This window comes from Pedobacter psychrodurus (genome assembly GCF_032678585.1).
Taxonomy (GTDB): Bacteria; Bacteroidota; Bacteroidia; order Sphingobacteriales; family Sphingobacteriaceae; genus Pedobacter; species Pedobacter psychrodurus_A.
Genome location: NZ_JAVTSN010000043.1, coordinates 18,091 through 37,532 on the forward strand (window position 1 = coordinate 18,091; position 19,442 = coordinate 37,532).

General features: G+C 39.3%; 22 protein-coding genes. 6 read left to right on the top strand and 16 right to left on the bottom strand.

What is annotated here, in order from left to right; genetic code table 11:
* Window positions 1-75: 75 nt before the first annotated feature.
* Genes R2S57_RS23520 through R2S57_RS23530 form a run of 3 tightly spaced genes read right to left on the bottom strand, consistent with a single transcriptional unit; the run spans window position 76 to window position 2,696 of the window.
* The gene (locus R2S57_RS23520; RefSeq protein ID WP_316847366.1) at window positions 76-756 is read right to left on the bottom strand and encodes a hypothetical protein; all 681 of its coding nucleotides are present in this window, start codon (window positions 754-756) and stop codon (window positions 76-78) included.
* 60 nt (window positions 757-816) lie between these two features.
* On the bottom strand, window positions 817-1,431 hold the full coding sequence (locus R2S57_RS23525) for a hypothetical protein (RefSeq protein WP_316847367.1): 615 nt from the start codon (window positions 1,429-1,431) through the stop codon (window positions 817-819).
* A gap of 8 nt (window positions 1,432-1,439) precedes the next feature.
* The gene (locus R2S57_RS23530) at window positions 1,440-2,696 is read right to left on the bottom strand and encodes a prephenate dehydrogenase (protein WP_316847368.1); all 1,257 of its coding nucleotides are present in this window, start codon (window positions 2,694-2,696) and stop codon (window positions 1,440-1,442) included.
* 171 nt (window positions 2,697-2,867) lie between these two features.
* On the opposite strand from R2S57_RS23530, the gene R2S57_RS23535 reads away from it, so the two are divergent.
* Window positions 2,868-3,479, top strand: a complete 612-nt coding sequence (locus tag R2S57_RS23535; protein WP_316847369.1) for a hypothetical protein — start codon at window positions 2,868-2,870, stop codon at window positions 3,477-3,479.
* A gap of 772 nt (window positions 3,480-4,251) precedes the next feature.
* Here R2S57_RS23535 and R2S57_RS23540 read toward each other — a convergent pair.
* The 5 genes from R2S57_RS23540 to dgt all read right to left on the bottom strand — a co-directional run bounded on the left by R2S57_RS23540 (window position 4,252) and on the right by dgt (window position 9,395).
* Window positions 4,252-5,130, bottom strand: coding sequence for a PorP/SprF family type IX secretion system membrane protein (locus R2S57_RS23540; RefSeq protein WP_316847404.1), 879 nt, complete (start codon window positions 5,128-5,130; stop codon window positions 4,252-4,254).
* Between the two features lie 13 nt (window positions 5,131-5,143).
* Window positions 5,144-5,647 carry a gliding motility-associated C-terminal domain-containing protein gene (locus R2S57_RS23545; protein WP_316847370.1) on the bottom strand — a complete coding sequence of 168 codons (504 nt, stop codon included), beginning with the start codon at window positions 5,645-5,647 and terminating at the stop codon, window positions 5,144-5,146.
* A gap of 5 nt (window positions 5,648-5,652) precedes the next feature.
* The gene (locus R2S57_RS23550; protein ID WP_316847371.1) at window positions 5,653-7,041 is read right to left on the bottom strand and encodes a hypothetical protein; all 1,389 of its coding nucleotides are present in this window, start codon (window positions 7,039-7,041) and stop codon (window positions 5,653-5,655) included.
* 62 nt (window positions 7,042-7,103) lie between these two features.
* Window positions 7,104-7,799 carry a hypothetical protein gene (locus R2S57_RS23555; protein ID WP_316847372.1) on the bottom strand — a complete coding sequence of 232 codons (696 nt, stop codon included), beginning with the start codon at window positions 7,797-7,799 and terminating at the stop codon, window positions 7,104-7,106.
* Window positions 7,800-8,051: 252 nt separating this feature from the next.
* Window positions 8,052-9,395 carry a dGTP triphosphohydrolase gene (gene dgt / locus R2S57_RS23560; RefSeq protein ID WP_316847373.1) on the bottom strand — a complete coding sequence of 448 codons (1,344 nt, stop codon included), beginning with the start codon at window positions 9,393-9,395 and terminating at the stop codon, window positions 8,052-8,054.
* Window positions 9,396-9,587: 192 nt separating this feature from the next.
* On the opposite strand from dgt, the gene R2S57_RS23565 reads away from it, so the two are divergent.
* Both R2S57_RS23565 and R2S57_RS23570 read left to right on the top strand, forming a co-directional pair.
* Window positions 9,588-9,950: a hypothetical protein gene (locus R2S57_RS23565; RefSeq protein ID WP_316847374.1), complete on the top strand. Its 363-nt coding sequence runs from the start codon at window positions 9,588-9,590 to the stop codon at window positions 9,948-9,950.
* Window positions 9,951-9,960: 10 nt separating this feature from the next.
* Window positions 9,961-10,167, top strand: a complete 207-nt coding sequence (locus tag R2S57_RS23570; RefSeq protein ID WP_316847375.1) for a YtxH domain-containing protein — start codon at window positions 9,961-9,963, stop codon at window positions 10,165-10,167.
* Window positions 10,168-10,443: 276 nt separating this feature from the next.
* On the opposite strand, the gene R2S57_RS23575 is transcribed toward R2S57_RS23570, so the two are convergent.
* Complete coding sequence (locus R2S57_RS23575) at window positions 10,444-10,716, bottom strand: hypothetical protein (RefSeq protein WP_316847376.1); 273 nt, start codon at window positions 10,714-10,716, stop codon at window positions 10,444-10,446.
* Window positions 10,717-11,176: 460 nt separating this feature from the next.
* Here R2S57_RS23575 and R2S57_RS23580 point away from each other — a divergent pair, with 460 nt between their 5' ends.
* Window positions 11,177-11,830 carry a response regulator transcription factor gene (locus tag R2S57_RS23580; protein ID WP_316847377.1) on the top strand — a complete coding sequence of 218 codons (654 nt, stop codon included), beginning with the start codon at window positions 11,177-11,179 and terminating at the stop codon, window positions 11,828-11,830.
* A 4-nt stretch (window positions 11,831-11,834) separates the two neighbouring features.
* Here R2S57_RS23580 and R2S57_RS23585 read toward each other — a convergent pair whose 3' ends face one another.
* From R2S57_RS23585 to rpsL, 5 genes are all read right to left on the bottom strand, one after another.
* Window positions 11,835-12,080 (bottom strand): hypothetical protein, encoded by a 246-nt coding sequence (locus R2S57_RS23585; RefSeq protein ID WP_316847378.1) that lies wholly within the window; start codon window positions 12,078-12,080, stop codon window positions 11,835-11,837.
* Between the two features lie 97 nt (window positions 12,081-12,177).
* Window positions 12,178-12,483 carry a 30S ribosomal protein S10 gene (rpsJ, locus tag R2S57_RS23590; RefSeq protein ID WP_008244591.1) on the bottom strand — a complete coding sequence of 102 codons (306 nt, stop codon included), beginning with the start codon at window positions 12,481-12,483 and terminating at the stop codon, window positions 12,178-12,180.
* Window positions 12,484-12,620: 137 nt separating this feature from the next.
* The gene (gene fusA, locus R2S57_RS23595; protein ID WP_316847379.1) at window positions 12,621-14,735 is read right to left on the bottom strand and encodes an elongation factor G; all 2,115 of its coding nucleotides are present in this window, start codon (window positions 14,733-14,735) and stop codon (window positions 12,621-12,623) included.
* Between the two features lie 131 nt (window positions 14,736-14,866).
* Window positions 14,867-15,334 (bottom strand): 30S ribosomal protein S7, encoded by a 468-nt coding sequence (gene rpsG / locus R2S57_RS23600; protein WP_316847380.1) that lies wholly within the window; start codon window positions 15,332-15,334, stop codon window positions 14,867-14,869.
* Between the two features lie 17 nt (window positions 15,335-15,351).
* Window positions 15,352-15,765 (bottom strand): 30S ribosomal protein S12, encoded by a 414-nt coding sequence (gene rpsL / locus R2S57_RS23605; RefSeq protein ID WP_029278631.1) that lies wholly within the window; start codon window positions 15,763-15,765, stop codon window positions 15,352-15,354.
* A 571-nt stretch (window positions 15,766-16,336) separates the two neighbouring features.
* Between rpsL and R2S57_RS23610 the strand changes: the two genes are divergently transcribed.
* Window positions 16,337-17,242, top strand: a complete 906-nt coding sequence (locus R2S57_RS23610) for a prohibitin family protein (protein ID WP_316847381.1) — start codon at window positions 16,337-16,339, stop codon at window positions 17,240-17,242.
* Window positions 17,243-17,261: 19 nt separating this feature from the next.
* Window positions 17,262-17,813, top strand: coding sequence for a rhodanese-like domain-containing protein (locus R2S57_RS23615; protein ID WP_316847382.1), 552 nt, complete (start codon window positions 17,262-17,264; stop codon window positions 17,811-17,813).
* A 15-nt stretch (window positions 17,814-17,828) separates the two neighbouring features.
* On the opposite strand, the gene R2S57_RS23620 is transcribed toward R2S57_RS23615, so the two are convergent.
* Complete coding sequence (locus tag R2S57_RS23620) at window positions 17,829-18,287, bottom strand: hypothetical protein (protein WP_316847383.1); 459 nt, start codon at window positions 18,285-18,287, stop codon at window positions 17,829-17,831.
* A gap of 120 nt (window positions 18,288-18,407) precedes the next feature.
* The gene (locus R2S57_RS23625; RefSeq protein ID WP_316847384.1) at window positions 18,408-19,418 is read right to left on the bottom strand and encodes a discoidin domain-containing protein; all 1,011 of its coding nucleotides are present in this window, start codon (window positions 19,416-19,418) and stop codon (window positions 18,408-18,410) included.
* Window positions 19,419-19,442: the final 24 nt, after the last annotated feature.

A 19,442-nucleotide genomic window follows, 5' to 3' on the forward strand; every position in this document is an offset into this window, starting at 1 on the left:
TTAAGGGAATAAAATAAAGTCTATATGTTATATGGATAAATAGAATTTCGAATTAGAGAATGATTGAGTAACTGCTTAACGAACTACATTTAAATCTTCAAATACTTCATATTCATTATCAAAAAGAAAATTATAGAGCGAGTATTCTTTCTTAAATGGATTACGATCAGCACCATGTGGATAGCCACCACTAATTTTACGGCTGAACAAGAGCGCATGATTAACAAATTTATGATCAGGAAAATTGGTTCCAACTATCGTCTTTAGCGTTTGAACGATGTTTACAGCGTCAGCAATGTGGCCAATTGAGGATGAAACGGCAAACGACATTGACAGTGCCTGATCAGAACCTGCCCTGAGGTTTTTATGAAAAATCACTTCTTCAAAGAAAATGGTATAATAGTTTGTTAAAAGGGATATCCGTAAACTCAGTTTATAATTCAGGTCTACTTCCGGATATTCTATTTTGGGGAAGTGGATATCCATCGCGTAATTCGGGAATTGATGATGGTAACTGTTAAGAACTGTTAGATTGTTGAATGAGCTCCGAATATCATGATCCAATTTACTACTGGCCACTGGAAGTGTATTCGCGACAAGCCTTTCAATTTTATCTTTCACGATAGCGTTAAGCCTGCCATAACCTGGAAATGCTTCATTTATATCTCCAGTGCCTATTGGATAATACTGATAAACAGCCTTAACTAAATCGAAAAAAGGATTATCGCCTACTGAGATTTTGACTTCTGGTACCATATTTAAGTGTAAGATTTTAATTCTAAACTGATGCCATCAAATACCAGGAACATTAATATCCTAAATTTGGGGCTTATTAGCTATACCTTTATAATGCAACTTACTTTCTTTATCTACTTCAACATTCCTAAAACTTTCCAGCAGTTCAAAAGCAATTTGCCTCACCGTTTCAGGGATTGGGTTAATGGTCGATTTGTTGCCTTCAGCATCTTTTACGGTCCAGCCTGAGGTATTCAGTACCAAAGGTTCAGTATTGGCAAACGATTTAATTATTTTGCCTCTTGTAAAAGCAATACCATCCGAATCGATAATCACTTTTTTGTTGTTCCACCAGTTTTCTTGCGATACTTTTTTTAACTCCGAAACACCTAACTTGGCAGAGTAACTCCAACCCTTTCCTGTTTTATGCCCCAGCTTTAATAATCCTATAAAATTGGTGAGGCTTTTGGAATTGTAGATTTCTGAACTACAGTATAGATCAAAGTGATTGAGTTTAAGCTGGCCCAACAACGCTTTCGAATGATCAGTGTTGTGAAAAATCGGCACTATTTTCTCCGCAATTGATCGCATCACGGCATCATTTCCCTGATCATATGCTGCACAAAGCATTGCAATCTCTTTTAATTGTTGTTGCAATATCGTAACCAGTTCAGGTTTATTCAAAATGGTTTTCATCTTAAATATTACTTGCCTAATCGCTTAATCATTTCCGCACTTAAATCTCTTCCATCGTTTAAACGGTTGGCAAAAAACGATTTCGCTGCTTCGAAATGTGCTTTGTATCCTTTTAAATCGCCATAACCAATAATCGATGCCCATTCGTGAACTGCTGTGTGAAACTCTAAATCATCACCACGGATCGATTTATCATATAAAGCGGTATTAATCGACTCTTCTAACATTTCCTCGTTTTTGAAAAGATATTCGGCGATACCCAACCTCAATTTAAAAGGTGGTGTTTGGCAGATCAGATTATCGTAAGGGTTCACCCCCATTTTGTACCAGGCATATACCATACTCAACAAACTTAAATGCGAATTGGGTTTTTGTTTATGGCTGGCATCCGATAGGCTGAATTCCTTCATAATGTTATCGTCTAGAAGTAAAAGTGCACGACTCTCGTGAAAAACAAAATCGCGGGCAGCATAAATCTTATCCCTAAATTCTGCCTCATTCTCGCAGATCATCAATTTAAACAGTTCCGATTCTGCCTGAGCATAATATTTCACCTGTTTTTGCGCATAAGGGTTTAAGATGGCCAAACCAGCATAAATGTGCGATTTATAACTAAAAATCCTCAACGTAGTCAAAATTTTTACATTATCAATCCCTCCGGCATAGGCTGGGTTATCCCAGGGGAAAAAACCTGCATTTTTCCATGCCGAGCCCATGCTTTCGAAACCCATGTGCGTAACGGCCTGGGTATCGGCCACGATACGGTCGTGCTCCCTGTAATCGTCCATTTCGATGATGTTCGATTTTAAGGATTTATAGATATCCAGTGCTTTTGCATAAACTTCATCCGTAGCCCGGTGACGTACTACCACCAGCGTTTGCCCTTCCGGACTAAAAGCCGGTCCGTGCAAAGAGTGGCAGGTTACAATCTGGGTATCTTCTGGAAGGTGTTTTTCAAAAGCCTCAATTTCCGGATGTTTAACAGAAGTTTGTCCGGCAACTATAGCACCATATTTTGTGGAGCGGGCAAAAGTAGCCACCACTTCATCAATTTTTTCGGCTTCAACGCAATAGATAATAAAGTCTGATTTACGGGCAACCTCATGGCCATCGATCAAAACCTCGATTCCTTTAGGTTCCAGCTCGCTTTTTAAATTTGTAAAACGCAAAGGCATATCTGCCCCACATACCTTATAACCAGCGTTTACGAACGACAGTGCATACAATTTGCCCATATCGCCTAAACCAATAATTCCTATTTGCATGAAACAAATGTAACCTATCGCGAATAAATTTATAATAAAACTGAGATAAAATTGTTATTTAGAATGTTAAACAACAAACGATTTTATCCGTTTCCAACAAACCTTAAACAAAATATATTAACTGGTAAATGGATAAAAATGTAGTTTTACATTCTAACACCTATTTAAACTATGCAGAAAATTAAACACACCCTATTGTTTTTAGGCGCTATGCTATTTTTTAACGTTGCGTTTGGGCAAACTTTACCCGACACTACGAAAAATACCGATCCATCTTTAAATGGCCAGTACAACTTCATGTTAAAGAAATCTAAAAGCTTGTATGGCGCAAGGCTGATCAACCCATCACGGTTGTCGTCTTTATGGAAAAGTGTGAATGATACGCTACGGAAAGAACGCAAACAATTGCAGGAGGCCAGGCAGGAAATTAAATCGCAGGCCGGCAACATTTCGAGCTTAAAAGGCGAAGTAAATGGCAAAGAAAGTTCGTTGGCCAACGCCAATGCCGCTGTTAACGAGATTAAATTTTTAGGGATTTCTTTTAACAAAGCGACTTATAACACCATTGTTTGGTCGATCATTATTGTACTGGGTATAGGCCTGGCCTTTGTAATTTTCCAATCGGGCAAATTAAGGCACGAAGCCAAATATCGCACAGAGCTTTATCAGGAAGTGGCCGATGAGTTTCAGGCACATAAGGTAAAAGCAAAAGATAAAGAGATGAAACTTGCACGTGAGCTACAGGATGAACGCAATAAATGGGATGATGGCAGGGGCAGATAACCATATCCTTTACGCCCTACAGTAGGCCAAAACTCTTTTTATTATAAGAAAAGCAGGGCTGGTGGTGCTTCGTTTACGCTAGTCCCGCCATTCGCTCCTTCCGATGAAGAATCGGAACCACTGATGTCGGGTTTATTGAAAATGGGTCGGGTGGGTAATGGAAACCAACTTACACCAAACATTCCTACGGAACGAAAAAAAAAAAACATTTTTTTCTACCCAAGCCCCCTACCGATGGGACGAGCAATTTTTGATCAGATGAGATAGAATGGATGGGCTGCAGCTAAACATAGGTGTTGTCGTCCAAGACTCGAAGAGTTTACCAGTAAAAAAACACTTGTCTTTAGACAAGCTCATGAAGACAATATTTTTTTCTTGTTAGCTTAACGACATTGGACGGATGGCAAGGATAACTTTATAATCACAAACCGTCCTATCGGGAGGCCTGCCTGGTAGCCAGTTACATAATTGTCGTTTTTCGTTCCGTAGGAACGTTTGGTGAAGAACCATTAATAGACCTACATCCTTTTGCCACCTAAACCCCTGCCTGCAGTAGGCAGGCGATCAAAGCGGGATGCCAATTCCTTCAATTGGCAGAAGCGGGAGCGGGACTGCTCTTCCCAAAAAGCTACTGCAACTGCTTTCCAAAAAATAACGGTCTAAATAATGATTAAATTATTTAAGACATCCGTAACTACACCTAACAATAGATTTCTCCCCGCCTGAACGGGCATCCGATAGCTTCTATCGGATCGAAAGGACGATAACCCGCTTAATTCTTAATACTATACTTCATTCCCACCTCAAACTCACCATTGCTGTAATTCTGCATTTTGGAAGTATTGGTCGTATACTGGAACAGAATTGAAAACTGATTTTTGTAATTGGCACCAAAGCCTCCGGTAAAACTATTGGTGCTATGGTATATGCCATTTAACATCAATTTATTCTCCAGAAACTGAAGATTTACACCTGCATCGAAAATGCCATCATAATTTTGCACCCCTCTATATACCAGTTTTGGTTCGATGCTATTCATCACCTGATCAGTGCTAAACTTGTAACCTGCTGCTAAGAAGTAAATCGACCGGTCTACCACATTTCTCAACACATCTCTTTTAAAAAAACGTTTAAGATTGGGCAGAGTGCCCTGCAGCGTTAAATTATCGCTACGGTAGGCTATACCAAAATCGCCATCCAAATATAATTTCCGATCGTTAAAAGTGTTGAGTACATCATCATCCAAATCGCCTTTGACTTTGCCCAGATCAACCCATTCGTTCATAATGCCTGCCGAGAGGCCAAAATCCAGAAAATTCGTCCCATCATTCAACGGTAAGTGGTAGGCATAGGTTAGGGTTGCTCTTGTACGGTTAATGGCTCCGGCGCCTTCATTGTAAAAAAGTAACCCCAAGCCTACTTTATTATTGGTTAAACCATAATCGGCGGTTAGATACTGGATTTTTGGTGCGCCACCTATCCCAACCCACTGGGTTTTAAGTGCCGCATTTAAGTTTAGTCCGGCTTCTAAACCTGCCATTGCCGGATTGGCTAAAAACTGGTTCTGGTAGTAGATACTTCCCATTGGGTTAAGCTGGGCAAATACTGGTGTTATCAACAAAAACAACAGCACCGATAGGTAATACTTCATCTTTTTCACGCCGCTATTTTTTATATAAAATTGATATAAACCCTTTAATTGATCCATCGGTACCCAAATCGAGCATATAGTAGTAGGTATCCCCCATCAATGGTCTTCCATTGAAATAACCATCCCAGTTGTTCTTGTAGTTTGTTGTGGTATAAATCATCCGTCCGCCCCTATCAAAAATAGTTAGTTTGTTATTGGGGTACTTCTCTAAACCCTTAACCACAAAAAAATCGTTCTTACCATCGCCATTGGGGGTAATGATATTATTTACAATGGCTACCTCGGCCGTGGTCTGTATAATCAGGAAGGGCTGCAAAAATCCCTGGCTTAAGGTGGTATTGGCAGACTGGAAAGTCTGCACAATCGCCATCTCCCCTATGCTGAAATCGTAGAGTTGATTGTTGATCTTACAGTAGCCACTGGCCGAATTTAAAACGTAGGGTAAACGCTGCGCTTGTATCCTGCCACCACAAAAAACCAACAGCAGGAAAATAAACAGGTAGTATATTTTTCTCATGGTGTTTAGTTTATAGCGATCCAGGCCGAGCCATCACTTTGGATGGTGAGTGTTTTTGCTCCAGTTAGGGCTGTTAAGCCAGAATCGTCGTTCAACAAAACCGGACTATTTAAGGACACATTGCCTGAAGATAAAGCTTTCACGATAACATAAATCCTTCCCTTACAAGTTGAGGCACCTGGCAGATTAACGGTTACCGCTGCACCTCCATTTTTTATCCTAACGGTATAATGGCTGGCATCGAGCGTTATTGTACCAGCTGTGGTAAAAGTTAAAATACTTGCCGCCACAGAACCATTCACATTCAAGGTACTCGCATTTGCAGGCGCATAATTGGTAGAATTTACTGCCGAAGCTCCGTTAAACGTTAATGTACCGCCATTTGCGGCAAAATTACCAGCCACTAAGGGATATGCAGTATTGCTATTGGCCAGCACTAAGGTATTGTTCACGTTTGTGCTGTTGGCACCTGCATTGCTTCCAATAAAAACATTACCAGCGCCATTGTTTTTAGATCCGGCAGCATAACCTATTGCCGTGTTGTTATCGGCATTATTTGCCTCTAAGGCTAAACTTCCGATTGCTGTATTAGCCACACCAGTTCCATTGGCCATTAAAGTATGTGTACCTACCGCCGTATTGTTAGAGCCTACAGTATTGATGGCCAATGCCTGCGAACCAAAGCCACTATTATTAATGCCACTAAAACTGCGCTGTAACACCTGGTAACCAAAGGCACTATTTTCGTAACCAGAAATATTTACCGATAATGCTTCTTTTCCAAATGCGCTATTGTCGAAACCCGATACGTTAGCAGTAAGTGTTTTATAACCGTAGGCAATATTGGTTTCGGATGAATTGCCCAAACGGCCAGATTTAAAACCGTTCACTAAAAAGTTAATGGCTACATCATCGGTATTGCCTAAAAAATTATTGTTTTGATCTGCATTACCAGTATTGCCCCTCAACGCCCATGCATTTGCATTGGCAAATAATGTCCTGCTGATGAGTTCTGGCTTTCCTGTTGTAACATTGGTAATGTATACTTTGTTGGCATCGCTCGCCCCCTCGGTAGTCAACTTTGCAAGGCTAACTGAGGCATCAGCAAGTTTTGATGTGGTTACCGACCCATCCGCAAGTTTAACTGTACTCACCGCTGCATCAGCAACATTAGAATTTTTAACTTCTTTGTTTCCTATTTTTATTGAGGTTACTGCTGCATCAGCCAACTTGGCTGTCGTTACCGATCCATCCGCAAGTTTAACCGTACTCACCGCACCTGCATTAATGTCGATTACAACATCTTTTAACAAGGCTGAATTTCCATTCGCGCTAATACTTAAATCAGTTGAAGTTAATGCTTTAGCTCCAGATAACTGGTTAACACCTAACACAGCCGGTTTCCAAGCCGTTCCATCAAATAAAAGTACCTGATTGTTGGTCGGGGCAGTTGCGTTTAATATTTTCCTTGAAGGTTAGCGATTGTAGGGTTCGGGTAATTTCCGGTTAAATCTCCTCCGGCAACTCCGGTTGATGGACCTACTGGCCCAATATCGCCCTTATCTCCTTTTGCTCCCGCAACACCCGGCAAACCCTGTAATCCGGTAGCACCAGTTGCACCAACCGGTCCTGGTGTACCGCTGGCACCAGTTAATCCAATTGGCCCCTGAGCTCCTACAGTGCCTGCAATTCCCTGCGCACCCGCAGGGCCAGTTGCCCCTGTGTCTCCTTTTGGGCCAATTGGTCCGTTAGCTGCATAAAGCGCATAAGGAACACTCAATAACTGCGCGGTTCCGGCTAAATTAAAGTTGAAACCGTTATCAGGATCGATTTCTACTTTTACAAATTTTAATCCACTTGCCCAGGTTACAGCACCTATTGTACCGCTAACAGAAGTTGCGCCAGCCGATCCGATTGCTATGGCATATAAGCCCAAAGCATTGGTAATTACATTTCTTACTTCCGAATATTGAGCGGTACCTGTGGCAGAGGCATCCAAAATACTGATGCGTATGGATATGTTTTTGTTGGCCAGTGGAGTCCCATTGGCGTTTCTGGCAGCACCTTGATAATTGAATTGTTGCGGAGCCTGCGCTTTAACAGCCAATGCCAAGCCCACGCATAACAAAGCGATGAGTAAAATTTTTTTCATGAATAGGGATAGATCTAAAATACCAAGCCACAAAAAAAAGCAGCTTAACGATCAAATCTAATAATTAGTACAAATCGATACCCCAGCTTTACACGAAAGGCTTATTGCAAATACTAGATAAAATACAAACAATTACAAATCAGCGTCTTAAACAAAACGTCATTTCACAATTTTACATCAACGCCTTATTTCAACGCTTTAAAACTGAAATAATGCAGAAATACGTCTTCACAGCAGTTAAAGTAAGTGAGATTATGTTTCTGAAGGGAAAGATATTCCTTTAATATTGCGGTATAGATCAACGGCATATAGATCTGTCATTCCGGAAACGAAATCCAGCACACTCTGTATAATGGAATAAATATCGGTTAAATCGGTATGATATTGTTTAGGGATCAGTTTTACCAGTTTTTTATAATAGTGGGTATTGTTGTGGATCAGTGCAGGAACAAACTCTTCCAACAAGCCAGCCATAATTTTATACCCTGCCACTTCTTTTTGTATCACTGACGAGAAGTTATAAATGCGTTCTACAGAAATTTTCTCAACAGCTTTCCATGCAGAAATATAGGGCTCGGGTAGTAAATCAGTTAAACTTTGGTTGAGTTCGCCCTTTAACAATTGCGCTTGTTCCCTGAAAAATATAGTTGCACACTGGTTTGTTAGCGTATTAATGGCTTTTGCCCTTAAGAGACCAATTTTTGCATCGTCGTCTTCATAATCATTTTTTAAACGATCTTCGATAGTGTTAGAGTTGGCAAAAGGCAACAAGTAGTTTTTTACCTCTTCATAAGAAAGGATTTTCAAACGGTGGGCATCTTCCAGATCAATTATGCTGTAACAGATATCATCGGCAGCTTCTACCAGATAAACCAATGGATGGCGCCTGTAAACAAGGTGTTCGCCTTCTTCTTGTGCTAAATGGAGTTCGGTAGCAATCTTTTTAAAAGTCTCAGATTCTGATTGAAAGAAGCCATACTTTTTACGGTGTAACAAAGCTTTCTGTTTACCTGCTATTGACGCACAGGGATATTTTGCAATGGAGGCCAGTGTGGAATAAGTTAAGGCATAAGCATCGTTGCCTTTTCCTTTTAACGGATGGGTAAGAATCCGAATCGCATTTGCATTACCCTCAAAGTTGATCAAATCGTGCCATTGCGATTCGTTCATATCCTTTTGATAAACACGGCCATCACCGTCGGTAAAATACCTTGAAATTGCGGCTTCGCCAGAATGACCAAAAGCCGGATTACCCAAATCGTGTGCGAGTGCAGCAGCGGCCACAATATTCCCTACCTCGTTAATTAAGGGCACTTCTTTAATCAGTTCGGGATGGTGTACCTCTACGCTATTTAAAAAGATATTGGCCATGGAGCGGGCTACACTCGCCACTTCCAAACTATGGGTTAGACGGTTGTGTACGAAAACACTTCCTGGTAATGGGAAAACCTGGGTTTTATTTTGTAACCTTCTAAAGGGCGAGGAAAAAATCAAACGGTCGTAATCCCGTTGAAAATCTGAACGCGCCCGATCTGTACTTGCACCATATTGTTCCTGTCCGTACCGCTTATTTGAAAGTAAATATTTCCACTCCATTTATCCCGTTTGCCTTTAAAATTTAGCGCAAGTTAAACAAAAGGAGAAAATGCCACCAAAACAATTTCAAATGTAGCTCATTTACATTGACACATAATGTTTTAAACTTTGGGAATAGCTATCGGGAACCTTACTAAATCGAAACCATTTTTGAAATGAACTGTTATTATTTTACACCAAGATAGTTATCAAATGAAAACGAGCATATATAATAAAGAAAAACACCTTGAAGGATATGTAGGGCCAAACGGGGAGTCAGCTGAAAAATCGGATGTACAGAAAGCTTACGAAGAAGGTAATGACACCAACGTGGTAACTGCTTACGGAAAGGAGCCAAGTGAACTGATTAAAGGCAATCCCTTGGCAAAAGATGGTTTCGACAATTCAGGCACTCAGGGAAAAGATTCTCTTAGTGATGATGCTTACAATAGCGCTGATAAACATCCCACCCTAAAAAGTGCCGAAAGCCACACCGGAAGTTCATCAGACGACTTTAAAACGAAGACTGGTATTGACGAGACCGACGAAGATCATGCTTTAAATACCGGAATATAAATTTAAAATTATGGGATTATTAAAATATGCCATTTTAGGCGCAGCAGCTGTATACGGCTTTAAGTATGTCACCAAGAAAAGAGCTTCTGATGGGAAATCGTTACTTGACGATTTGAAAGAACGCGGTCCAGAATATGTTGACAGATATGTAGACAAAGCTAAAAATTATGGGGAACGGATTAAACAGGACTACTCGCAGACCAGTGATTTATACTGACAGATTAACAAATCCGAAAGACAAAAAAAATTGACTTATATCAATTCATTTATAGGGGATACCTTGTAATTTGAATTTAAGTTCTTGAAATTTGTGCTACTGTAGGATTCGCGACAAAGATTAAATAAAATCAGAGACTAAACGATTTAAGGGCATTTGCTGCTTGGTTAACGCATTTCAGTTGTGGAATCCTAATTCATTTCCATCTACCGGAAAATGCATCAATATTATTAAGGGATTATTCTATATGAATATTCCCTTTCTAAATGGCGTAACTTATAAATCTTTCCCGCTCACTCCTTTATCTCTTTCCTTGTTTCTATTGCCAATATCTTCATTCTGGCTCAAGTTCGCATTCTTTAGTTCTTCGTTGATGTGGTGATTGGGGTCATTTGCTGTTTTTGTTAAATGCGCCTCATCAGGCTGGTCCTTCCGTTTAAAGTCAGCACGTTTATGGCCATAAGTAGCCTCGCCATTGTCCCATTCGATATCCTCATCACGATTAATGCCCAGTTGAGGATCTACATTCTTATTGTCATTCATTTCCATAATCGTTATTATTTGCAGATGCTTCTATGCTAATAACAATTATTGTGGTGAAAAAGTTTATGCCAGACGTATTTATTGCATACTAAAAACCATCAACACACGGAACAACCTATTAATAATCAATAAATTACAGTACACTTTAAGAATATAGCTTATTCAGTCGCTGATATTTTAAAATTATTCAGAATTATTAATGTTGCCTTAGTTCCTCTTAAGGGCTGTAATCCGGTAATTTATCCTCTTAAATCCTCATTTAATATAAAGCATTTTTATCGGGGCATCATATTTGACCTCATACTGTTACTCTTCAAAAGAAACTCCATTTAATTAGCGTACTGCTAACCTTTCCAATGCCTTAAAATACGTATTAATACGCTTATTTTGAGTATTAACACACTAATTGCCGCATTTTATTATATCGATATTTGAATTTAGCCCAATAGGTAAATTAACCCATAAATTGAATAATCCAATAAAAGTATTACTCGTTGATGATCACGCAATTGTGCGAAATGGCATCATTGCTATATTGGAAGAGTTCCCCGAAATCGAGATTGTTGGTCAGGTATCGAATGGATCGGAAGCAATTGATTACTTACAAAATCATGAAGCGCCAAAAATCATTATCACGGATCTAAAAATGCCAATAATGGGCGGTTTAGACTTAATCAGTAACGTAAAAACATCTTTTCAACACATCAACGTTATTGTTTTAAGTGGGATAGATGAGCTTCAGGAAATTTTAATGTGTTTTGAAGCAGGTGCAAGCGCTTACTTACTCAAAAATGTAAGTGTTTACGAAATTGTTTTTGCCATTAACCAGGCAGCTATTGGTTATCAACATTTATCAACGGGCATCGCTTTAAAATTATTGGGCGAAAACGGCTTTAACAAAAATTTTAAGCCTGATTTATCTAACCTGAATATCACCAAAAGGGAGATTGAAATCCTCTATCTTATTGCCGATGGTTATACAAACAGCGAAATCGCCGAAAAACTATTTACCAGTAAAAGAACCATCGAAGGATACCGTCAGAACCTTTTAGATAAAACCGGAAAGAAAAACACGGCCTCCCTGATTAATTATGTGGTACGGAATGGCATCATCGATTAAAGGTCTATTTTACGCCTTTGCTCTGGTCAATTTTAGTATCGCTGTCTAAATCCTTTTTACTGGATCCATTTTCATCTCTATGCTCCGGCGGATTTTCCATCCTACTCTCTTCAAGTTCGGAAAAATCACTGCCTTTTTGATTGGCAACTTCACCATGCGAGGAAGGTTTTTCTTTCAGTTCTTCCTTAGGATCAGCGAAATCCTGCCCTTCAACTGGTAATTCCTCTTGTTGATTTTCGTGCTTTTTCATACCTGTTAAACCGATCAGCTCCCCTTTTGTTTCAAATTTTAGGGCATAAAAAAAGTCCCGATTTGCATCGGGACTTTTCTGTTCTTTTTTAAATCAATTAAACTTTGATTTCAACTTCAACACCGCTAGGTAATTCAAGTTTCATTAAAGCATCAACTGTTTTAGAGTTAGAGCTATAAATATCCAATAAACGTTTGTAAGCGCATAATTGAAATTGCTCTCTAGCTTTTTTGTTTACGTGTGGAGAACGTAAAACAGTAAAGATTTTTTTCTCTGTAGGAAGTGGAATCGGACCACTTACAACTGCACCCGTAGGTTTAACAGTTTTTACGATTTTCTCAGCAGATTTATCTACCAAGTTGTAATCGTAAGATTTTAATTTAATTCTGATTCTTTGGCTCATTTTTATTTTAATTATGATCCTTGTTAGAGCTATTAATAACAAAGACCGGATTTATCTTTTTAAGTAGCAAGTATTTAGTATCGAGTATCAAGACTCAGTGCTGGTCTCGATACTTGATACTATAATCTTGATACTAATTAGTCTTCAGATTTTACTCTTCCTTTAGATTTAGCAATTACTTCATCCTGTACGTTTTTAGGCGCAGCTTCGTAGTGGTCGAATTCCATTGTAGAAGTTGCACGGCCTGAAGTGATTGTACGCAACTGAGTTACATAACCAAACATTTCAGAAAGTGGCACAGTTGCTTTAATTACCTGAGATCCGTTACGGGTATCCATACCTAATAACTGACCACGACGACGGTTCATATCACCGATCACATCACCCATGTTTTCTTCAGGGGTTAAGATTTCGATTTTCATGATTGGCTCCATCAAAGTAGGTTTACATTTAGGTAAAGCTTCGCGATATGCCATTTTAGCAGCAAGCTCAAATGATAAAGCATCTGAATCGACTGCGTGGAATGAACCATCAATCAAACGTACTTTCATATCAGGAAGTGGATATCCTGCTAATACGCCATTCGCCATAGAAGCAGCAAAACCTTTTTCTACTGAAGGGATAAATTCACGTGGAATTGAACCACCAGTAATTTCGTTTACGAACTGTAAACCACCTTTTTCGAAATCAGCATCAATTGGTGAGATAATTACCGAAATATCAGCAAATTTACCACGACCACCTGATTGTTTCTTGTACGTTTCACGGTGAGTTGTTGTGCCAAAAATTGCTTCTTTGTAAGCAACTTGCGGCGCACCCTGGTTAACCTCTACTTTAAATTCGCGTTTTAAACGGTCAATTAAAATATCTAAGTGTAACTCACCCATACCAGAGATTACAGTTTGACCAGTTTCCTGATCTGTTTGAACTCTGAATGTAGGATCTTCTTCAGCCAATTTACCTAAACCAATACCTAATTTATCAACATCAGCCTGAGTTTTAGGCTCAATAGCTAAACCGATAACAGGCTCTGGGAAATCCATAGATTCAAGAATGATTGGGTGTTTCTCATCACAAAGTGTATCGCCTGTTTTGATATCTTTAAATCCAACTACCGCAGCAATATCACCAGCAGCCACATTTGGCACCGGGTTTTGCTTGTTAGCATGCATCTGGAAGATACGTGAAATACGCTCTTTATTTTCTGAACGAGAGTTAAAAACATAAGAACCCGCTTCTAAGTTACCTGAGTAAACACGGATAAAACATAAACGGCCTACGAATGGATCGGTTGCAATTTTAAAAGCTAAAGCTGCAAATGGCTCACTAATGCTTGGTTTTAATAAAACCTCTTCGTTAGTATCTGGGTTAGTACCAATAACACCTTCGCTATCCATAGGTGAAGGCAATAATTCCATCACATAATCAAGCATCGTTTGTACACCTTTGTTTTTGAAAGATGAACCACAAACCATAGGAACGATTTTGGCATCTAAAACAGCTGCACGTAAAGCATCTAAAACTTCGCGTTCTGTGATTGTTTCTGGCGCTTCGAAGAATTTCTCCATTAACGACTCATCATAATCAGCAACCGATTCAAGTAATTTCTCTCTCCACTCAGCAACCTCATCAAGCATATCTTCAGGGATTGGCACTTCAGTAAAGGTCATCCCTTTATCATGCTCATTCCAAACGATACCACGGTTGTTGATTAAATCAACCACACCTTTGAATCCGTCTTCAGCACCGATAGGTAATTGCAATGGAACTGCATTGCTACCCAACATTTCTTTAACTTGTTTAACAACTTTTAAAAAGTCTGCTCCGGAACGGTCCATTTTATTAACGAAACCAATACGAGGCACACTGTAATTGTTTGCCAAACGCCAGTTGGTTTCTGATTGAGGCTCAACACCGTCAACTGCAGAAAACAAAAATACTAATCCATCTAGTACACGTAACGAACGGTTTACCTCTACGGTAAAATCCACGTGACCCGGTGTATCAATCACGTTAACGTGATACTTTTGACCTCTGTAATTCCAGTCAACAGTAGTTGCAGCAGAAGTGATCGTGATACCACGCTCTTGCTCTTGTGCCATCCAGTCCATTGTTGCAGCACCTTCGTGCACTTCACCAATTTTATGACTTACACCAGCATAATAAAGAATACGCTCTGTTGTTGTAGTTTTACCTGCATCAATGTGAGCCGCGATTCCAATATTTCTTGTAAATTTTAAATCTCTTGCCATGTTATATTTTTGATTTATCTGATTTTAAATGATTACACCGATTATGTTAAAACAAATCGGTGTAATTTATCTAATCAGTATAATCTTCTAATTAAATCTGTGTAATCTTACTAATCTGTTAATCCTAATAACTAGAATCTGAAGTGAGAGAACGCTTTGTTAGCCTCAGCCATTTTATGCGTATCTTCTTTTTTCTTAACAGCGGCACCTTCACCTTTAGCAGCAGCTACGATTTCACCAGCTAATTTCTCTTTCATGGTTTTTTCGCCACGTTTACGAGCATATAAAATTAACCATTTCATACCTAAAGCTGTTTTACGCTCTGGTCTAACCTCAGTTGGAACCTGGAAGTTAGCACCACCAACACGACGAGATTTAACCTCTACAGCTGGCATAATGTTAGTTAAAGCACGTTTAAATATCTCTAAACCGCTTTCACCTGCTTTTTTCTCAGCAATTTCTACAGCATCGTAAAAAATAGCATATGCGATAGATTTTTTTCCATCGTACATCATATTGTTTACAAAACGAGTTACCTGAACATCATTAAATTTTGGATCAGGAAGAATAATTCTCTTTTTTGGTTTTGACTTTCTCATTTCTTATTTCCTCCCGATTATTTCTTTTTACCTTTTGTTGGTGCCGCAACTACCTGTCCTGGTTTAGGACGTTTAGTACCATATTTAGAACGACGTTGGTTACGACCAGCTACACCTGATGTATCTAATGCACCACGGATGATGTGGTAACGTACACCTGGTAAATCTTTAACACGACCACCACGGATCAATACGATTGAGTGTTCCTGTAAGTTGTGACCTTCCCCAGGAATGTATGCATTAACCTCTTTACCGTTCGTTAAACGAACACGGGCTACTTTACGCATTGCTGAGTTTGGTTTTTTAGGGGTAGTGGTGTACACACGTGTACATACACCTCTTCGCTGTGGACAGCTGTCCAACGCTGGAGACTTACTCTTGAACTCCAGTGCTACTCTACCTTTTCTAACTAATTGTTGAATGGTTGGCATTGTGCTTTTTTATGTTTTTTATTAAAAAATTTACCGCTCCCCCGGCATCCTTGCAGATAGCCCATAAAACGGACTGCAAAAGTAGAACAATTCTTTTTAAAAATCAAGGGGTTAGCATAAAAAGTTTTCAGTTGGCAATTATTCCCAGAGGCATGCCTTTGGCACAGTTTTTCAGTTGAAGGTTAAGGAGTTGCAGTTCTTACTCTCGCTTGCCGTCATTGCGAACCGAAGCGGAGGAAATTGTGATGGCGTGAAGCAATCTTTCTTCCCTAAAAATTAAATCAATTACAACATCGCTTCATTTTTCTAAACTGTTATTTGAAAAGCAATTGCTGTAATCCTTAGGCTGGGTTCGGCCCCGCTAATGTTACAAGCTCGTGAAGAACTCGCTTTCCACGTATATCGGGTTTAGGTTGCAAAGTAAATGGCTCCTATTAACTTTCTAAGCTCATTTTACAAAAAGAGAATTAGCCATGTCCCCCTCACGCTTTAAAAACACTTAAATTACATTGGCCTTAAATCCATAAAAGATTGTGCTAAATACTTTATCTTTAATAAAAATCTAAATTATATGTTCTTAAGTATCATCGGGATTATTATCATTTTTATTGGTTTTGCCTTTGCTAACCAAAACAATCTTATTGGCCGATACAGCAGTATCACCAAAATAATTGGTGTGGCGCTGGTCATCATTGGCCTCTCTTTCTCTATGTTTAAAGTGATTGATGCCGGCCAGGTTGGTGTTAAAACTGTTTTTGGAAAAGTCGACAACGATGTTTTATACAGCGGTTTAAATCTGATCAACCCGATTGCCGTAATTACACCATTCGATGTTAAAACCCAGAATTATACCATGTCTGGCGTTCATGATGAAGGCAATAAACAAACCGATGATGCTTTACGCGTTTTATCAGCAGATGGATTGGAAGTCATTATTGATCTTTCGGTGTTATTCAGGGTAAAGGGAAGTGCAGCACCAAACATCCTAAGGGAAATAGGAACAGATTATCTGGAGAAGATTGTCCGTCCGGTTTCGCGCACAGCGATAAGAGATAATGCGGTTGCTTATGATGCGGTTGCATTGTACTCGAGTAAAAGGGATGAGTTTCAGGCTAAAATATTTAATACCATAGAAAAAAGTTTTGCCAAAAGAGGTTTAGAGCTGGAGCAACTTTTGGTACGGAACATCACTTTGCCAGCATCGGTAAAAGCCAGTATCGAATCTAAAATAAATGCGGAGCAAGATGCACAAAAAATGACTTTTGTACTTCAAAAGGAACGCCAGGAAGCCGAACGTAAAAGAGTGGAAGCACAGGGTATTGCCGATTACCAACGCATACTTTCTACAGGCTTAAGCGATCGCCAGCTCCAGTACGAATCGATTTTGGCGCAAAAGGAAATCGCAAAATCGGCAAATACCAAAGTAATTATTATGGGCAATGGCAAAAGTGCCCCGATTATTTTAGGCGGCAATTAATGATTCAAGTACCCGAAGTATGAAAATTAAAATCTTAACCCTCATATTGCTCAGCATAGCGTGCTTATGTAACGCACAAAACGTAACGCCGGCTAAAAGAAAGGCTAATGTAGACTTTGATGCGTATGAAAAATTAATACCCAAAGTAAAAGCCCACCGGAAAAACAGGTTAGTAGACCTATCAACTTTTTTAAAGATGGCCGAAGAAAAAGGCACCATTATTTTAGATACGCGCTCGGATAGCTTATACAAGCGAAAACATGTTAAGGGTGCCATACATTTAAACTTTGCAGATTTTACACAACAAAACCTCCTCAGGATTATACCAAATGCTGATACTAAAATATTAATTTATTGCAATAACAACTTTAGAGATGACGCCATAAATTTTGCCAGTAAAATCGTAATTCCAGACTTAATTAACAAAAAAATAGCCCCTATCTCATTAGCCTTAAATATCCCTACTTATATTAACCTTTACGGATATGGATATCGAAATGTTTACGAACTTTCTGAATTGGTAAGCACTTTAGATAAAAGCATAACTTTTGAAGGCAGCGATGTAAAGTAATTTACATCAAGAAATTTAATTACAATCCTTAAAACTATCCTTCAGCAACTTCAACCGTGCAACCGCAGCTTCCAGTTCTTTTGGGGCTTTACCGTATTCGTAGGTAATTTTATATTGTTTGCCATCAGCATTGATCGCGATCCACTCTGCACCGCCGTCTGCACAATCAGGGCAGCCGATTACTTCGGGCAAGGCCGAAATTTTATCAATATTCAACTCGCTTTTAATCGCGTTGACATCAGCTTCAGAAATTGTTTTGCTACAGGTTTTGGTATCGGCAGTTTGCCCATTTTTCGATTTTGAAAAAATGAGCTTTAAATCGCTGATGAGCAGGTTACTCGAACAATAGCCAGCACACATTCCAAATGACGAGCCATAACCAATGCTGTTCAGGTTTTTAATATCACCTTTTTTACAGCCAGAAAAGGACAGGCTGATCACAATTGCAAAAATGAGGGGTAAAGTTTTCTTCATAAACAACAGGCAAAAGTATATTTCAAAGATATTATTTATCCGAGAACATTTTAATATGCTGCTGTATAAAACAATTAAAGCGATCATTTCTGACCGCTTTAATTGAAATTATCTTAAATTTTATAACTTGATATAGCCTTCAAAATTAGCTAAGCACGGGTAACTTGTACCTTCAAGCAGGGTAATTTTTACATAACGGATTGGAGTTGCAGGAGAAACCGCAAATTTCTGTTCGTTTACCGTTGTTGGATTGAAATTGCGGTCATCATCCAATTGAGTAAAAGTAACACCATCTACGCTCCCCGAAATAGAAAATTTGCTAAAACCTTGTTTCGGGTCGGTATGGGCGTTAAGACCGATGTAAGAAAGTAAACTTGCTTTTTTCATATCAACAATAATCCAATGCGGATACGGATGCAGCACATCATAATCAGCTTGCCAAAATGAAGGAACTTTTGAATCATCAGGTATCGGGCTTTTGGTAGATATAGGATCTACGATCATTGAGGCCAGGTTCAGTTCATCGCCCGGAAAATTTACTTCGCTCGAAGCTGTTGCCGTCCAGCCTGTTTTGCTCAATGCAATATCGGTAAGCGGTTTTCTTTCCTGCAGGCCAGTCACACTAAATTCCGCTAAAAAAGTAATGTTACCCGTTTGCGTTGCAGCTTTTTCTATGGCAGTTAATTTAAGGTAACGCACATTTCTAGCCGGCGATAAGGTAAATGCCTGTTCGGTATAAAGTGCCGGGTTAAATGTAAGCTCGCCAATAGCTATAAAACTGGTTCCATCGTTACTGCCTTCCAGCCTAAATTTGGTAAACCCTTTCGGGTCACTTTGTTTAGTGGTTAAACCGATCTTTGTTACTACCGTTTGTTTTTTCATATCGATCAGTAACCAATGTGGAAATGCTGCAGTAGCATTCGAACTCCAAAAAGTGTTGGTATTTCCATCTAAAACAGTTACAGGGAGATTCGTTGTTTCCTGACTTGAGGCTGTTGCACTCCACCCTGTACGGTCTAACACCACCTCTTCTAAATTAGAAGTAAGTTCTGCACTTTTTTCCTTTTTACAGGAGCTTATTGCCGTACCTGCAAAAAGCAGGCACATGGCATATATCTTTATATTTTTCATCTCTTTAATTTGTTTTCAAGGGGG

Coding starts and splice junctions, on each gene's coding strand:
- R2S57_RS23565 (WP_316847374.1), top strand. CDS start 9,588: ATGAAAACGAGCATATATAATAAAGAAAAACACCTTGAAGGATATGTA.
- R2S57_RS23525 (WP_316847367.1), bottom strand. CDS start 1,431: ATGAAAACCATTTTGAATAAACCTGAACTGGTTACGATATTGCAACAA.
- R2S57_RS23530 (WP_316847368.1), bottom strand. CDS start 2,696: ATGCAAATAGGAATTATTGGTTTAGGCGATATGGGCAAATTGTATGCA.
- R2S57_RS23545 (WP_316847370.1), bottom strand. CDS start 5,647: ATGAGAAAAATATACTACCTGTTTATTTTCCTGCTGTTGGTTTTTTGT.
- R2S57_RS23575 (WP_316847376.1), bottom strand. CDS start 10,716: ATGGAAATGAATGACAATAAGAATGTAGATCCTCAACTGGGCATTAAT.
- R2S57_RS23535 (WP_316847369.1), top strand. CDS start 2,868: ATGCAGAAAATTAAACACACCCTATTGTTTTTAGGCGCTATGCTATTT.
- fusA (WP_316847379.1), bottom strand. CDS start 14,735: ATGGCAAGAGATTTAAAATTTACAAGAAATATTGGAATCGCGGCTCAC.
- R2S57_RS23555 (WP_316847372.1), bottom strand. CDS start 7,799: ATGAAAAAAATTTTACTCATCGCTTTGTTATGCGTGGGCTTGGCATTG.
- R2S57_RS23540 (WP_316847404.1), bottom strand. CDS start 5,130: ATGAAGTATTACCTATCGGTGCTGTTGTTTTTGTTGATAACACCAGTA.
- R2S57_RS23520 (WP_316847366.1), bottom strand. CDS start 756: ATGGTACCAGAAGTCAAAATCTCAGTAGGCGATAATCCTTTTTTCGAT.
- R2S57_RS23620 (WP_316847383.1), bottom strand. CDS start 18,287: ATGAAGAAAACTTTACCCCTCATTTTTGCAATTGTGATCAGCCTGTCC.
- R2S57_RS23625 (WP_316847384.1), bottom strand. CDS start 19,418: ATGAAAAATATAAAGATATATGCCATGTGCCTGCTTTTTGCAGGTACG.
- R2S57_RS23570 (WP_316847375.1), top strand. CDS start 9,961: ATGGGATTATTAAAATATGCCATTTTAGGCGCAGCAGCTGTATACGGC.
- R2S57_RS23585 (WP_316847378.1), bottom strand. CDS start 12,080: ATGAAAAAGCACGAAAATCAACAAGAGGAATTACCAGTTGAAGGGCAG.
- rpsL (WP_029278631.1), bottom strand. CDS start 15,765: ATGCCAACCATTCAACAATTAGTTAGAAAAGGTAGAGTAGCACTGGAG.
- rpsG (WP_316847380.1), bottom strand. CDS start 15,334: ATGAGAAAGTCAAAACCAAAAAAGAGAATTATTCTTCCTGATCCAAAA.
- rpsJ (WP_008244591.1), bottom strand. CDS start 12,483: ATGAGCCAAAGAATCAGAATTAAATTAAAATCTTACGATTACAACTTG.
- R2S57_RS23610 (WP_316847381.1), top strand. CDS start 16,337: ATGTTCTTAAGTATCATCGGGATTATTATCATTTTTATTGGTTTTGCC.
- R2S57_RS23615 (WP_316847382.1), top strand. CDS start 17,262: ATGAAAATTAAAATCTTAACCCTCATATTGCTCAGCATAGCGTGCTTA.
- dgt (WP_316847373.1), bottom strand. CDS start 9,395: ATGGAGTGGAAATATTTACTTTCAAATAAGCGGTACGGACAGGAACAA.